Below are 14111 nucleotides of genomic sequence, written 5' to 3' on the forward strand. Positions count from 1 at the left end.
AGCAGACGGCGCGGCCGGAACGGGCGGCGGGGCGGGAGCGGGCGGTGGAGCCGTGTCCGTGGGCGAACTCACTGTCGTTCTGCCTTCCTTGTCGGGGAGCGGAGGGGCGGGACCGGCGCGGGGCGCGGACCCGGGTTGCCGGGCGCTCAGGCCGGCAGCAGTTCGGCGATCGCGCTCACGGTCCTGGCGCGGAACACCAGGTGCGGCGGGACGCGGGTGCCGGTCTCCCGGGACAGGCGCATCGCGACGCGCACGGCCGACAGGGAGTTGCCACCGATCCGGAAGAAGCTGTCGTGGCGGCCCACCTCGTCGAGGCCGAGGATCTCCCGCATCACGTCGGCGACCAGCCGTTCCCGGCCCGCCAGCGCGGCGTTGCCGCCGTCGTCCCCGCGTCCTCCGGTGGCCGCCGCCGGGGCGGGCAGGGCACGGCGGTCGGCCTTGCCGTTGGCGTTCAGCGGCAGCGCGTCCAGGACGTCGACGGTGGCCGGGACCATGTACTCCGGGAGCCGCCCGGACAGGTATTCGAGGAGGGCGTCGGCCGTGGCGGGAACGCCGGCCGCGGTGGTGACGTAGGCGGCGAGCCGCCGGTCGCCGGGCGAGGGTTCGTACACGGCCACGACGGCCTCCCGGATGTCCTGGTGGCGGGTCAGGACGTCCTCGATCTCGCCCGGCTCCACCCGGAAGCCCCGAATCTTGACCTGGTCGTCGGCCCGGCCGGTGATCTCCAGCAGGCCGTCCGTCGTACGGCGCCCGAGGTCCCCGGTCCGGTACAGCCGCCCGCCGTAGCCGCCGGGGTCGGCGACGAAGCGGGTGGCGGTGAGGCCGGGCCGGCCCGTGTAGCCGAGGGCCAGGCCGCAGCCGGTCGTGTAGAGCTCGCCGGTGACGCCGGGTTCGACGGGCCGCAGTGCCTCGTCGAGGACCAGGACGTCCTTGCCGTACAGCGGCCGGCCGATGGGGACGGACGCGGCGGTGGCGTCCTCGGGCACGACGGTGTGGCAGGTGGTGAGGCCGAGGCTCTCCACCGGGCCGTAGCCGTTGGCGACCCGGAGGCCGGGGTACATCTCCAGCGCCTTGGCGACGTGGGTCACCGAGGCCCGCTCGCCGGCGGTGAAGGCGGTGCGCAGTCCGGCGAAGGTGTCCGGGAACTCCTCCAGGAGGAAGTTGAACAGGCTTGCGGACAGCTGGAGCTGGGTGACCCCGTGGCGGCGGGTCAGGTCGGCCACGGTCTGCGGGTCGGGCCGCTGCCCGGTCTGCAGGACGCAGGTGCCGCCGAACATCAGGGCGCCGTACAGCTCAAGGGCGAAGGCGTCCCACGAGACCGGGGAGCACTGGAGCCAGACCTCGTCCGGGCCGAACCGTGCGTAGTCCTGGCCCGCGTAGGTGCCGGTCAGGGCGCGGTGAGGCACGGCGACGCCCTTGGGGCGGCCGGTGGAGCCGGAGGTGAACATCACGCAGGCCAGGTCGTCTCCGGTGACGGAGAGCACGGGGTCACCCGCCGGCTGCCGGGCCAGCTCCGCGGCGACGGCGTTCAGGTCGATGTGCGCGCCCTGCCAGGCGAACGGCACCGGCCGGCCGCGATGGGTGACCAGGTGTGCGGCGCCGCTGTCGGCGACCGCGCCGGCGAGCCGCTCGGCCGGGAAGTCGGGGTCCAGCAGGGTGTATCCGGCCCCGGTCTTCAGCGCCGCGAGCAGGGCCACGACGAGGTCGAAGCCGCGTTCCACCAGTACCGCGACGACCGTCCCGCGCCCGGCACCCCGCCCGGCGAGGAGGTGGGCGAGCCGGTTGGCGCGCATGTTGAGTTGCCCGTACGTGAGTTCCTCGCCGCCTGCGACGAGAGCGACGGCGTCCGGGGTACGGGCGGCGGCGGCCTCGAACAGGGTGTGCGCGGGGGCGGCGACGGCCGCGGCCAGGGTGCCCAGCCAGCTGTCGCAGAGCCCCGCCATGGTCGTCGCGTCGAACAGGTCGCTGTCGTACTCGAACCGGCCGGTGAAACCGGTGCCGAGGTCGTCGACGGAGACCGACAGGTCGAACCGGGAGACCCCCTGCACGTGGAGCTCACGGGTGACGGGGATGCCGTCGACGTCCAGCGGGCGGGTGTCCAGCGGATGCAGTTCGAGCAGGACCTGGCAGAGCGGGTTGCGGTCGCGGGGCGGGTCGGTGACGGTCCGGTCGACGATCGCGTCGAAGGAGGCGTCCTGGTTGCGGTAGGCGCCCACCGAGACGTCCCGGACGTGGCGTACCAGGTCGCGGAACGGCAGGTCGGGGCCGACGCGCAGCCGCAGCGGCAGCAGGTTGACGAAGTAGCCGATCAGCCCGGCGGCCCCGGCCCGGCCGCGTACGTTCACCGGCGAGCCGATGACCATGTCCCGCTCCCCCGACCGCCGGTGCAGCGTGGTCGCCAGCGCGGCGAGCAGCACCATGAACGGGGTGGCGTCCTCCTCGCGGGCCAGCCGGCGCACCGCCCGCGCGACCGGCTCCGGCATCGTGAAGCCGTGGTGGGCGCCCCGGAACGCCTGCAGTTCGGGGCGCGGCCGGTCGGTGGGCAGCGCGGTGGTCTGCGGCGCGTCCGCCAACTGCCCGGCCCAGTAGGCAAGCTGGGCGTCGGTGGCGGCGGCCACCGCTTCGTCGTGCTGCCAGCGGCTGTAGTCGGCGTACTGGGCGTCGAGTTCGGGCAGCCGATGCGGGCGGCCGGCCCGCAACGCCTCGTAGACCTCCTTGAGTTCGGTCTCCAGGACGGGCAGGGAGCCCTCGTCCCACACGATGTGGTGCAGGACCAGGAGGAGCACGGTCCCGGCGCCCGGCACCCGCCAGACGTGGGCGCGCAGCAGTGGTCCGGTCTCCAGGTCGAACGGCTCGACGGCGGCTGCCGCGACCAGCTCGCCGACACCCTCCGCGGGTGCGTCGCCGACGCTGAACGGCACGGTGACGCGGTCCCGGACGACCTGCCGGGGGCCGGTGTCGCCGAGGACGAAGCAGGTACGCAGGCTCTCGTGCCGCGCGACCAGCGTCTGCAGGGCCCGGTGCAGCAGGGCCGGGTCGGGATCGGCGGCGAAGCGGAACACCCAGGGCACGTTGTAGGTGGCCGAGCCGGGGTTCCACTGGTCGAGGAACCACAGGCCGCGCTGGTACGCCGAGAGCGGTGCCTCGGTGTGCCCCGACCGGGTCAGGGCCGGCAGCCGCTCGCCCTCCGGCGCGGTGGCGACGGCGGCGAACTCCGCGAGGGTCGGCGCCTCGAAGATCGCGTACGGGGAGACCACGCCGAAGACGTCCGCGACCCGCCCGACGACCCGCACCGCGGTGAGCGAGTCGCCGCCGAGATGGAAGAAGTTGTCGTGGACGCCGACGTCGGGCACGCCGAGCACGTCGGACCAGACTCCGGCGAGCAGCCGCTCGGCCTCGGTGCGCGGCGCGACGTACCCGTCCCGCACGCCTGCGTCCGCGCCGGGCCGCGGCAGGGCGGCGCGGTCGACCTTTCCGCCCGCGGTCAGCGGGAAGGCGGCGAGGACGGTGAGGCCGGCGGGGATCATGTGCTCGGGCAGCCGCTCCGCGAGGAAGGCGCGGACCTCCTGGTACGTGGGCGGAACCGGCGCGCCGGAGGTGACGTGGGCGGCGAGCCGGCCCTCGTGGGCAGTCACCACGCAGGCGGCGACCGACGGGTGCGCGGCCAGCGCCCGTTCGACCTCGCCGGGCTCGACCCGGAAGCCGCGGATCTTCACCTGGTGGTCGGTGCGCCCGACGAACTCCAGGGCACCGGCGACCCGCCGCACCAGGTCGCCCGTGCGGTACATGCGGGCACCCGGTACGGCCGAGAACGGGTCGGCGACGAAACGTTCGGCGGTCGCCGCGGCCCGGCCCCAGTAGCCGGAGGCCAGCAGCGGGCCGCCGACGTGGAGTTCGCCCGCCGTGCCGTCGGGCACCGGACGCAGGTCATCGTCCAGGACGTACAGGGCACGGTCGCCGAGCGCGTCGCCGATCGGGACCCGGCGCTCGCCGTCGGCCCCTTCCGGCAGCTCGTGGACGTCCTGGACGGTGGCGGTGACCGTCGTCTCGGTGGGGCCGTAGGCGTTCATGAGCGGCACGCCGGTGAGTGCGGTCCAGGCCGCGGCCGTGTCCGGGTACAGCCGGTCGCTGCCGGAGATCATCAGGCGCAGCGATCCGGGGACGCGGGCACCGGCACGCAGGGCGGCGACGACCTCCTGGAAGTAGCCGGCGGACAGGTTGGCGACCGTGACCTCCTCGGCCGCCAGCAGGTCGAGGAGTTCACCGGCCGCCAGCAGGCCCCGCTCCGGTACGACCAGGCAGGCTCCGCTGGTCAGGGCAGTCAGGACCTGCTCGACGGCCACGTCCACGGAGGGCCGCGCCAGGTGCAGGACGACGTCCCGGTGGGTGATGCCGAACCGGGCGGTGGCGGCCTCGATGTGCCGCGCCAGCACGGACGCCTCGACATGGACGCCCTTCGGACGGCCGGTGGTGCCGGAGGTGTGGACGAGGTAGCCGGAGCCACCGGCCGGTCCGGACGCGGGGGCGGGGGTGGGGGCGGCGAGTTCGCCGTGGGTGAGGAAGGCCGTCGCCCCGGCGTCCCGGACGATGAACTCGGCGCGCTCGGCCGGGGCGTCGGCGTCGACGGGCAGGTGGATCGCGCCCGCCCGCAGCACGGCCAGCAGCCCGACCACGTGGTCGAGCCGGTCCCGGCCGGAGACCGCGACGACCTGGCCCGGGGCGAGGTCCGCCGCCAGGGTGCCGGTCAGCGCGTCGAGTTCCGCGTAGCTGAGGGTCCGGCCCGCACAGCGCACCGCCGGCCGGCCGGAATGGCGGCGTACGGCCGCCTCGAATGCGAAGGGAATACCGTCTGAGGACATGGGTTCACCCCGATGATGGAAAAGCCCGCGGAATGGCGACGCGAAAAACGCTAGGCCGCGCTCATTCGGTGGACGGGCAGTTGGAGAGGAAGAAGAACGGCACTTTCGAGCGCCTGGATCAATTGCTGTCGCCGACTCAATCGCCGTCACGGGCTCAATTGCTGTCGCCGGCCCCATTGCTTTCCCGGGCTCAGCTGCTGTCCTCGGCCCGGTCACCGTCGGGTGCCCAGACGTCCTGCCGGTCGAGGGTGTCCGGGGCGTATTTGCCCAAGGCGCTGATCAGCAGCCGCATTTCCAGGGCGAGGCATTCCGTGAAGCGGATCAGCCCCTGGTCCGGATCCTCCGCGACGGACAGCAGCGCGGCCCGGCCCAGCCCGACGGCCCGGGCGCCCAGCGCCAGGCTCTTGACCGCGCGGGTGCCCTCCCACATCCGGCCCGACACCAGCAGACAGGGCGGCGGGGCGACGGCCAGGCGTCGCAGGCACTCGGCGAGCGGCAGCCCGACCCCGCCGGTGAAGGCGAGGGGCGCCCAGCCGGTGCCGCCCTCGGCGCCGTCCACCGTCACCGCGTCCGCGCCCGCGTCCACGGCCACCCGGGCCGCGTCGGCCACGTCGCGGCCGGGGTGCAGCTTGACCCAGACCCTGGCCCGGGGGAAGTTGTTGCGCATCAGCCGGATCTGCTGGCGCAGGATCTCCGCCGTGAAGGTGCCGGGGCTGCTGGAGCGCAGCACGTGTCGTTCGCCGAGGGCCGTCGCGTCCAGGCCGTAGCGGTCGCCGAACCGCGCCGCCGTCGCCGTGTCGAGGACGGTCATCCCGCCGAGTCCGGGCTTGGCGCCCTGTCCCGTCTTCAGCTCGAAGGCGAGCCGTCCGGAGTCCAGCAGGGGCCGGGCGGCGGGGTCGCTGTAGACGAGGTTCCAGACCTCGGCGTCGGCGTCCTCGGTGCTCTGCTGCACGGCCACCCCGCCGACGCCGTCGGGCAGTTCACCGGCGTAGGCACGCAGCCGGCCGAGCAGGGTGGTCGAGGCGCCGGCCCTCGGTCCGTCCGGTGCATCCACTCCGTCCGGCCTGTCCAGGCGCCCGTAGCCGTGGACCGGGACCACGTTCTCGCCGATGACCATGGGCAGTCCGAGGCGGGCGGCCTGGCGGCTCAGCGCGAGGCCGGGATCGCCGGCGGCGGCCCGGGTGGAGCCCAGTGCCGAGACGTACACGGGCAGTGCCGAGGTGAAGCCGCCGATGCCGGTGGTGAGTTCGACGTCGTCGTACATCGGCTCGCGGCCCAGTTCGATCAGTTTCTTCAGCCGCTCGGGCATGAAGACGGGCGGGACGAGACGCGTCCGGTCCAGGCCGTCCTCGGGGGCGGTGGGCGTGCGTCCTCCGAAGAGCACGTGCCCGTAGTCCTCGGCGGACGGGAACGCGGCGGCCGCTCCGGACCGGGCCCGGCGCCGGACCTCGTCCTCGGGGAAGGCGGGGGCGACGGGGCTCACGGCGAGACCACCCCGGGCAGCTTGGGGAAGGCGCTGGCCTGCCAGACCGCGTCGCGTCCGGCGACGTACCGGGTCAGGCGCTCGACGCCGATGCCGAAGCCCGCGCTGGCGGGGACGCCCTCGCGCACCAGGTCGAGGTACCAGCGGTATTTCTGCGGGTTCTCGCCGGTCTCCCGCATACGGGTGACGATCTGCGCGTAGTCGTTGGTGCGTTCGCTGCCGCTGCACAGCTCGCCGAAGCCCTCGGGGGCGATGAGGTCGAAGTTGCGCAGCACGCCGGGCTCGGTGCGCGACTCGCGGTCGTAGAAGCCGCGGGATCCCTTCGGGTAGTCGGTGACGAAGAACGGGCGCGCGGCCTTGGCCGACAGCAGCGCCTCGCCCGCCCAGTCGATCTCGGCGTCCGGGTTCTGGTCGTGCCCCACGGCCCGCAGTTCGGCGACCGCCTCGGCGTGCGTGAGCCGGCCGAACGACCCGTGCAGCAGCTCGGTGAAGGCGTCGACGTCCCTGCCGAGGTGCTCGAAGTCGGCGGGCAGCGTGTCGCGGGCGGAGCGGACCATGTGGACGACGAGGTCCTCCAGGAGTGCGGTGATCCGCTCCCGGTCCGCGCCCGCCACCTCCACGTCGAGCTGGTGGAACTCCGCGAGGTGCCGGTCGGTGTCGGTGGTCTCCAGCGGCTCCAGACGGACGTTGGGGGCGATGCAGAAGATCTTGCCGAAGGCCAGCAGGGAAGCCTGCTTGTAGAGGATGGCGCTGGTCATGAGCTTGTAGCGGTGGCCGTAGAAGTCGATGTCCACCTGCTTGGAGCCGCGGCTGCCCGGGTCGGTGACCGGCCCGATGACCGGTGCCAGCATCTCGGTGAACCCGGCCGTCGTGAGGTACTCGCGGGCGGCCGCGATCAGCTGGTTCTGGATGCGCAGGGTGCTGCGGGTGGCCGGGGAGCCGAGGTGTGCCCGGGGGTCGGGCAGGTCGTGGTTCATGGTCGCTGATCCCATCTGTCGGTGGTCGGGGCGTGGCCGGGGTGGGACCGGGGCCGGGCGGCCTCGGTCCGGGCGCGCTGGTCGAAGGTGCGCTGTACGTAGGACAGGGCGGCCATCAGGCCGTCCGCGCCGAGGATCGGCGCCCGGCCCAGGTCGGGACGGGCGGGCAGCGGCATCGCTCCGGCGGCGGACCAGTACAGGCGGCCGTCGGCGTCCAGGCCGCTGCGGGCGCGGCCGGCGTTGTCGGGGTGGAGGCAGAACGGCACGTCCAGGTAGCCGCGGGCGAAGGCGGTCACCAGGGCGCGGCCGATGTCCCGGTCCAGGTCCAGGACGGCGTCGACCAGGGCGCTCGCCTCGGCGTGGATCCCGGTGTCCGTGACGTCTGCCGTGCGAGGCGCGGACGCCTCGGCGCGGGCCGCCGCCGCGGCCGTCTCCAGCGCCCGGACGTTCTCGGTGACGGTGGGGATGCGGTGGGCCTCGGCGGTCGTCTTCACGATCAGCCGGGCCGCGCCGGTACGGACCGCCAGCCGGGCCGCCTCTTCCAGGAGCAGCCGCGCTCCGCCGGGGCTCTGCGGGTACATCCCCATGTGCGCGTAGACGACGATGTGCCATTCGACGTCGGGCAGCAGTGCGGCGGCGAGCCGGGACAGCGCGGTGACCGACTCCTCGTCCTGGCGGGCGTTGGCCTGCTGCGCGTAGCTGAGGGAGACACTGCGCAGCCCGTGCTGCCGGAAGAAGAGGGCTTCCAGCACGCTGAGCGCGATCAGCAGGCCGGGCGGGCAGAGCTGGCCCATCATGCAGCCGCCGAACGTCTCCAGGTGCGGGTGGGCGCCGGTGTGCCGGGCCTCGGCGAGCAGCGCGCAGCTGCGTTCCCAGGAGGCCACGGCCACGTTGAGCGGGACCCGGCTGTAGGGCAGGCAGTAGGAGACGGGGCCGCCCTCGGTGGCGTCGAGCCCGGCGGCCAGCAGCGCGGTGACGATCCGCTCCGGGCGGGCCGAGCCGTGCCGGACCTGCACCGGGAATCCGTCGTCCGCGACCCCGCGCAGCACGTGCCGGGTCACGGCCGGGTCGTGGGTGGTGATCGGGTAGCCGTTGAGCGCCACGCCCAGGGTGACGGCTTCGTGGGCCGCCACGGCGTCGCCGGTTCTCGTGTAGCTGTCCACGGTGATGGTGCCGACCGTGGTGGCCGCCGCGCCGCGGGTGGCCCGCAGGCCGTCCCGCATCCGGTCGGGGCGGCTCATGCCCATCCGCGGCTGCACCACCAGCCGGCCCCGGTCCTGTGCCCGGGCCACGAACCGCCCGAACGGCACGGCCGGTGCGGTCGGACGGGCGGTCGCACCGGTCATACCGGCACCGCCCGGGCCAGCGCGCGGACGAACGAGCGCAGTTCGTCGGCGGAGGCGCTCTCCTCGAAGACCTTGTCGAAGCCGGCCGCCCGCAGCGTCCTTGCGACCGACCCGTCGTCGGCACCGGTGATGCCCAGCTTGCCGCCGATCACCACCTGGGTGCGCTCCAGTTCGGGGCAGGCGCGCAGTCCGGGGATGACCCGCTGGGCGTCGATGAACCCGTGTCCGTTGACGCTGCTGAGGACGATCAGGTCGGGGGCGAGCCGCCGGCACTCGCCGATCAGGTCGGCGTCCGGGACGCAGGCGCCCAGGTTGGTGACGCGGTGGCCGAGTTCTTCCAGCAGCAGCTGCAGGAAGACCAGATTCCAGGTGTGTGCGTCCGACGCCATGGTCGAGACGACGACGTCCAGGCCGACGTGCTCGGCCTTGCCCAGTTCCACGGGGATTCCTCGTTGGTTCAGTAGGGATGGGGAGGTGGGGGGGGAACGGCGGAGCGGCGAGGTGAGGGAGCTCGCGGCGGGTCAGGAGACCAGCGCCGCCGGGAACGGGGTGAGGGGCAGGCCGGGGGTCCGGTACCGCTCCCGGCAGACCGTGCGGACGAGGTTGAGCACGGCGAATCTGGCGCCGCCCGGCTCCGGGGCCAGACGCAGCAGACCGCGTGAGAGGAGTTCGTGTACGGCCTGGTGGCAGTGCTGGGCGCTTCGGCCGCCGGCCGCCGCGGCCTCTTCCAGGGACCAGTCGGTCCCCGGGTCGGACAGCAGTCGTACGAAGGCCAGCTGGTCGGCGGTCAGCGAGTGCAGGGCCTCGTCCAGGGCCTCGCGCACGTCACCCCGTTCGCAGTGCGTGACCGGTGGGGCGGCCAGCCCGAACGGGGCGGCGGAGAGGCGTTCGGTCAGCCGGGCCGGGGATTCGAGCAGCGTCCAGCCCGCCGCGTACTCCAGGGCCCGGGGCAGTCCGTCCAGGTAGGCGCAGAGTCCGGCGATGGCCGGGAGGTCGGAGGGTTCCAGGGTCAGACCGGGGCGGAGCCGCCGCATGTGGGCCAGCATCAGCCGCACGGCCGGCACCTCGGCCAGTTCCCGCGCCGCCGTGTCCGGACCGGGCGTGTCCAACGGCGCGAGCGGGACCACCTGTTCGCCGTCGAGCGACAGCGGCGACCGGGTGGTGATCAGTACCCGCAGGCCGGGACGACGGCTGAAGGCCCGGTCCAGCAGGGTGTGGTCCAGCCCGTCGTCGGCCCCGTCGAGCACCAGCAGCGCGGGCCGGACGCCGGCCACCTCCGCGAGACCGGCACCACCGGCGAGCGCGGCCAGGGCACCCCGGTCGCCGCAGGACACCCAGTGCACCGGCCAGCGCCCCGAGTCGTGGACGCGCCAGGCCGCCTCCAGGGCCAGCCGGGTCTTGCCCACCCCGCCCAGGCCGACGACCGACACCAGCCGGTCGCCGTCCCCGGTGAGGCAGTGTGCGAGCGCCGCGGTCTCCCGTTCGCGCCCGACGATCGCGGTGCGCGGCGCGGGCGGGGCCGCGGGTTCCTCGGCGGACGCCTGCCGCCGTGCCGCCGCCTCGAAGGCGGAACGCGCGCTGCCGGTCAGCCGCAGCGCGTCGGCCATCAGTCGTACGGTCCCGTGCCTCGGCCGCCGGACCCGGCCGGCCTCCATGTCCCGTACCGCACGCACGCTCAGCGTCGCGTGATCGGCCAGGCACTGCTGGGTCATCCCGGCGCGTTCACGCCGGTATCTGAGCAGTTCACCGAAGCCGGACACCGGCTGCCCACCATCCATGCCGATTTCCCTTCACATCACCACACCGACGATCGGGCGGAGGCCGGATCCGGTCGCCGCCTGGAATGGATGGTGGTCGGGACGGATATACGGGGGATCATCAGCCGTCCGCGGCGGCGCGGACGCGGCGGTGATCGGGCCTCCATCCCGTGTAGATCGGCCCTCGGCAGTCTTGGACCAGAACGAGGCACACGGCCTCACCGGGGCTCCCCCCGGTACCCGAGACCCAGCTCCTGGGTCCGATCCCGAAGGCGGACGGCACCTCATGAAGGCATTCCCGAAGTCCCTGGTCCCGCGCAAGGCGGCGCTGCTGATCGCCACTGCCGGGTGTGCCGCCGCGCTGACCGTGGCGGTGGCGGTGGACACCCACGCGGACGCCCCGAAGCCGGCCCACCACGCCACGACCGTGCTGGCCGACGGCGGTGCCCCGGACGAGTGGAACAGCACTGGCTGACCCGGGACAGCCCCCGTACGGGTCAGCGGCCCAGCCGGTCTCCGGCTGGGCCGCTTGTTCGTTCAACGGGCGTTCTCCGGTGCGGGGTTCCCGCCGTCACGGGCCCGGTGGGGCCCCCGGCAGCCGGGCCGCCAGCTGCGCCGCCTCGTCGGCGTCGGGCAGTCCCAGGCGGGTGAAGACGGCGACCGCCTGCCGGGCCCGGGACAGCGCCGCCGGGTTGTCGCCGAGGTCGGCGAGCGCCCGGCCCAGGACCAGCAGGGCGTTGCCCTTCTCGCGCTCGGCGCCGAGTTCCTCGCACAGGGCCAGGGCCGCCTCGCCCTCGGACAGCGCGAGGTCCGGCTTCCCCATGACCCGCCAGGTCGCCGCGAGCCGGGACCTGACCTGCGCCTCGCGGCCCCGGATGCGGAGCTCCGTGCAAGCCTCCAGGCACCTGGTGTAGCTGGCGACGGCGTCCGGGTGGCGTTCGAGTTCGTGCAGTGCCATGCCGTGGACGTACCACGCGTAGGAGGTGCCGTGCGGGTCCGCCACGTCCCGCAGTTCGGCCAGGACCTCCTCGCACATGGCGGCGGCCTCGTGCGCACGGCCGCTGCGCAGCCGCGCCTGGGCGGCGTTCAGCCGGGTCACCAACTCGCCCGAGCGGTGGCCCAGTTCCCTGGCGAGTTCGATCGCCCGGTCGTAGGAGTCCGCGGCGTCGGCGTACCGGTGCTGGAACTGGGCTATCAGGCCGCGGTCGTTGAGGATCTGCCGCAGGATGACGGTGTCGCCGGCCCGCCGGCAGGCCTCGGTGGCCAGCCGGGTCTGCGACTCGGCCTCGGCAAGCTGGGTGTTCTGCAGCGCGGCGTTGCCGCACACGAACCGGGCCCGGCCCTCGGCCTGGTCGTCGCCCCGCAGTGCGGCGGCCTCGGCGACCACCCGGGCCGCCGTCGCGAGTTGCGCGAACGGGATGTCCCTGCCGAAGGGGGTGAGCGCGACCAGCAGATCGGTGGCGGTGCGCAGCATGGGGGTGTCGCCGCCGAGCGCGAGCCTGGCGGCGGCGGTGACCGCGTTCGTGGTGCAGTCGAACTCCGAGGTCACCCAGGCACGTGCGTCGGCCAGCGTGGCGAAGCGGTGTCCGGACGGGGCGCCGCCGCCGAGGATGGCGCCGACCGGATCCCCGGGCACCATGGTCTGGAAGGCCGAACAGGCCACATCGAGCAGGTGGCCGAGGAGCCGACCCAGGGCGGCGGTGCCCTCGGCCGCCGCCGGGCCGGACGGCTCTGCGGTGCGCTGTGCCGCGGCGGGGGCCGTCAGCTGGAGCGCGAAGGACCGCAGCAGGTCGTGGTAGCGGTACCGGCCGGGCAGCGGCGCCTCCAGCATGGCCGCGTCGACGACCGACTCCAGCAGGTCCTCGGCCTCGTACTCGTCCAGTTCGAGCACCACCGCGGCGGCCTCGATGCCGATGCCGGGCCGTGCGAGCGGCGCGAGCAGCCGGAAGGCACGGGCCTGGTCGTCCGTGAGCTGGCGGTAACCGAGTTCGAAGGCCGCGGCCACGCCCAGGTCCCCGGCGCGCAGTTCTCCGATGCGCAGCCGTTCGTCGGCGAGGCGGGCGGTCATCGCCTCGATCCGCCACCGGGGACGGGCCGCGAGCCGGGACGCGACGATCCGCACGGCGAGCGGCAGGTGTCCGCACAGGGCCACCAGCTCGGCGGCCGACCCGGGTTCCGCCGCGACCCGCTCCGCTCCGGCGATCGAGCGGAGCAGGGCGAGGGCCTCGTCGGTGTCGAAGACGTCGAGATCGGTCTGGAGGATGGTGGGCAGGCCGCTCAGTCGGCCCCGGCTGGTGATGATCACCCCGCAGTCGGCCGAGCCGGGCAGCAGCGGCCTGACCTGGGCGGGGTCACGGGCGTTGTCCAGCATGAGCAGGATGCGCCGGCCGTCGAGGGTGGTGCGGAAGAGGCGGGCGCGGTCCTCGGTGGCGGCGGGCAGGCTGTGTCCGGGGGTGCCGAGCGCGGTGAGGAAGCTGCCCAGGACGGCTGCCGGGTCGGCGGGTTCCAGGCCGTTGCCATGCAGGTCGGCGTAGAGCTGCCCGCCGGGGAAGTCCGGTTTGGCCCGGTGCGCGCCGCGCAGGGCGAGTGTGCTCTTGCCGATGCCGCCCATGCCGCTGATGGAGACGACGGGCAGGGCCACCCGGGCGGGGTCGGTGAGGGCACTGCACAGCGCCTCGACCTCGGCCGTCCGTCCGGTGAAGTCGGCCGCGTCGGCGGGTAACTGGGCCGGCCGCAGCGGCGGGGCGGGCGCGGGCACCTCGGCGGGCGCGGTGGCTCCAGCGGCTTCGTCCGTGTCGGCCGCGGACTGCGTGACCTTCGTCGGTCCGGCCGCGGCCGGGCCGACCGCCGCCGCAGGCCTGGCGGTGTCCGTGGCACGGCCGGCCGCGGGCCCCATCAGCTGCGGGTCGCCGGCGAGGATCCGGGCGTGCAGGCCGGCCAGTTCCGGGCCTGGGTCGATGCCCAGTTCCTCGGCGAGCACCTGGCGCGCCATGCCGAACACCGCCAGCGCCTCGGCCTGGCGTCCGGCGGCGTAGAGCGCTCGCATCAGGAAGCCGTAGGGTCTCTCCTGCATCGGGTGTTCGTGGGTGAACGCGATGAGGTCCGGGATGACCAGAGCGTGCTGCCCCTCCCGGAGGCGGTGCTCGAATCTCTGCTCCATCAGGGTGAGCCGCAGCGCGCTGAGCCGGGAGCGCTGCTGTTCGGCGAACGGCCCCGGCACACCGGTCAGGGGTTCGCCGCGCCAGAGCCCGAGCGCCTCGTTCAGCAGGCTGCCGCACTCCGTCTCCCGGCCGGCGTCCCGTGCCCGCAGGGCTTCGGCCGCGAGCGTCTCGGCGCGCACCGCGTCCACCGACGCCGGCGGGACCGTCAGTTGATAGCCGTCGCGCAGCGACACCAGGAGCTTGGGCGCGGCCCGGTCCTCCTCCATGACCTGCCGCAGTCTCCACGCGTAGGTGCGCAGCGTGGAGAGGGCGGAGTCCGGGGGTTCCTCGCCCCAGACCGCGCTGATCAGCTCATGGGCGGAGGCCCCCCGGCCGGACCTGAGCAGCAGGGCGGCCAGCAGCGCCTGCTGCTGGGGGGACCTGGTGGGGAGGGCCGCCCCGTTCCGCAGTACCTGTACGGCCCCGAGCACGACGAACCGAATGCCCTCGGCCATTCCCTTCCCCCTGACCCCCAGCCTCCCCGCCGGG

At 74.3% G+C, this 14111-nt stretch carries 8 protein-coding genes; 1 reads left to right on the forward strand and 7 read right to left on the reverse strand.

Translation table 11 applies throughout. The features are described 5' to 3' along the window. Positions 1-146 precede the first annotated feature (146 nt). The 6 genes from AB0D74_RS42180 to AB0D74_RS42205 all read right to left on the reverse strand — a co-directional run bounded on the left by AB0D74_RS42180 (position 147) and on the right by AB0D74_RS42205 (position 10443). Positions 147-4859 carry an amino acid adenylation domain-containing protein gene (locus tag AB0D74_RS42180; protein WP_362599310.1) on the reverse strand — a complete coding sequence of 1571 codons (4713 nt, stop codon included), beginning with the start codon at positions 4857-4859 and terminating at the stop codon, positions 147-149. A gap of 190 nt (positions 4860-5049) precedes the next feature. Further along, on the reverse strand, positions 5050-6342 hold the full coding sequence (locus AB0D74_RS42185; protein WP_362599312.1) for a glutamate synthase-related protein: 1293 nt from the start codon (positions 6340-6342) through the stop codon (positions 5050-5052). After that, positions 6339-7319 (reverse strand): asparagine synthetase A, encoded by a 981-nt coding sequence (locus tag AB0D74_RS42190; RefSeq protein ID WP_362599314.1) that lies wholly within the window; start codon positions 7317-7319, stop codon positions 6339-6341. The genes AB0D74_RS42185 and AB0D74_RS42190 overlap by 4 nt, the downstream gene beginning before the upstream one ends. Beyond that, the gene (locus AB0D74_RS42195; protein ID WP_362599316.1) at positions 7316-8665 is read right to left on the reverse strand and encodes a methylaspartate mutase; all 1350 of its coding nucleotides are present in this window, start codon (positions 8663-8665) and stop codon (positions 7316-7318) included. The genes AB0D74_RS42190 and AB0D74_RS42195 overlap by 4 nt, the downstream gene beginning before the upstream one ends. Further along, on the reverse strand, positions 8662-9105 hold the full coding sequence (locus tag AB0D74_RS42200) for a cobalamin-dependent protein (RefSeq protein ID WP_362599318.1): 444 nt from the start codon (positions 9103-9105) through the stop codon (positions 8662-8664). Before AB0D74_RS42200 ends, AB0D74_RS42195 begins: the two co-directional genes overlap by 4 nt. 81 nt (positions 9106-9186) lie before the next feature. Next, complete coding sequence (locus AB0D74_RS42205) at positions 9187-10443, reverse strand: helix-turn-helix domain-containing protein (protein ID WP_362599320.1); 1257 nt, start codon at positions 10441-10443, stop codon at positions 9187-9189. A 265-nt stretch (positions 10444-10708) separates the two neighbouring features. Here AB0D74_RS42205 and AB0D74_RS42210 point away from each other — a divergent pair, with 265 nt between their 5' ends. Continuing rightward, positions 10709-10897, forward strand: coding sequence for a hypothetical protein (locus tag AB0D74_RS42210; protein ID WP_362599322.1), 189 nt, complete (start codon positions 10709-10711; stop codon positions 10895-10897). A gap of 96 nt (positions 10898-10993) precedes the next feature. Here AB0D74_RS42210 and AB0D74_RS42215 read toward each other — a convergent pair whose 3' ends face one another. Further along, the gene (locus AB0D74_RS42215) at positions 10994-14077 is read right to left on the reverse strand and encodes a BTAD domain-containing putative transcriptional regulator (protein ID WP_362599323.1); all 3084 of its coding nucleotides are present in this window, start codon (positions 14075-14077) and stop codon (positions 10994-10996) included. Positions 14078-14111: the final 34 nt, after the last annotated feature.

The organism is Streptomyces sp. NPDC048278 (assembly GCF_040652195.1).
Classification (GTDB): Bacteria; Actinomycetota; Actinomycetes; order Streptomycetales; family Streptomycetaceae; genus Streptomyces.

Bases quoted from the DNA above. Each gene is read 5' to 3' on its own strand.
- AB0D74_RS42190 (WP_362599314.1), bottom strand. From the start codon at position 7,319: ATGAACCACGACCTGCCCGACCCCCGGGCACACCTCGGCTCCCCGGCC.
- AB0D74_RS42210 (WP_362599322.1), top strand. From the start codon at position 10,709: ATGAAGGCATTCCCGAAGTCCCTGGTCCCGCGCAAGGCGGCGCTGCTG.
- AB0D74_RS42195 (WP_362599316.1), bottom strand. From the start codon at position 8,665: ATGACCGGTGCGACCGCCCGTCCGACCGCACCGGCCGTGCCGTTCGGG.
- AB0D74_RS42205 (WP_362599320.1), bottom strand. From the start codon at position 10,443: ATGGATGGTGGGCAGCCGGTGTCCGGCTTCGGTGAACTGCTCAGATAC.
- AB0D74_RS42215 (WP_362599323.1), bottom strand. From the start codon at position 14,077: ATGGCCGAGGGCATTCGGTTCGTCGTGCTCGGGGCCGTACAGGTACTG.
- AB0D74_RS42180 (WP_362599310.1), bottom strand. From the start codon at position 4,859: ATGTCCTCAGACGGTATTCCCTTCGCATTCGAGGCGGCCGTACGCCGC.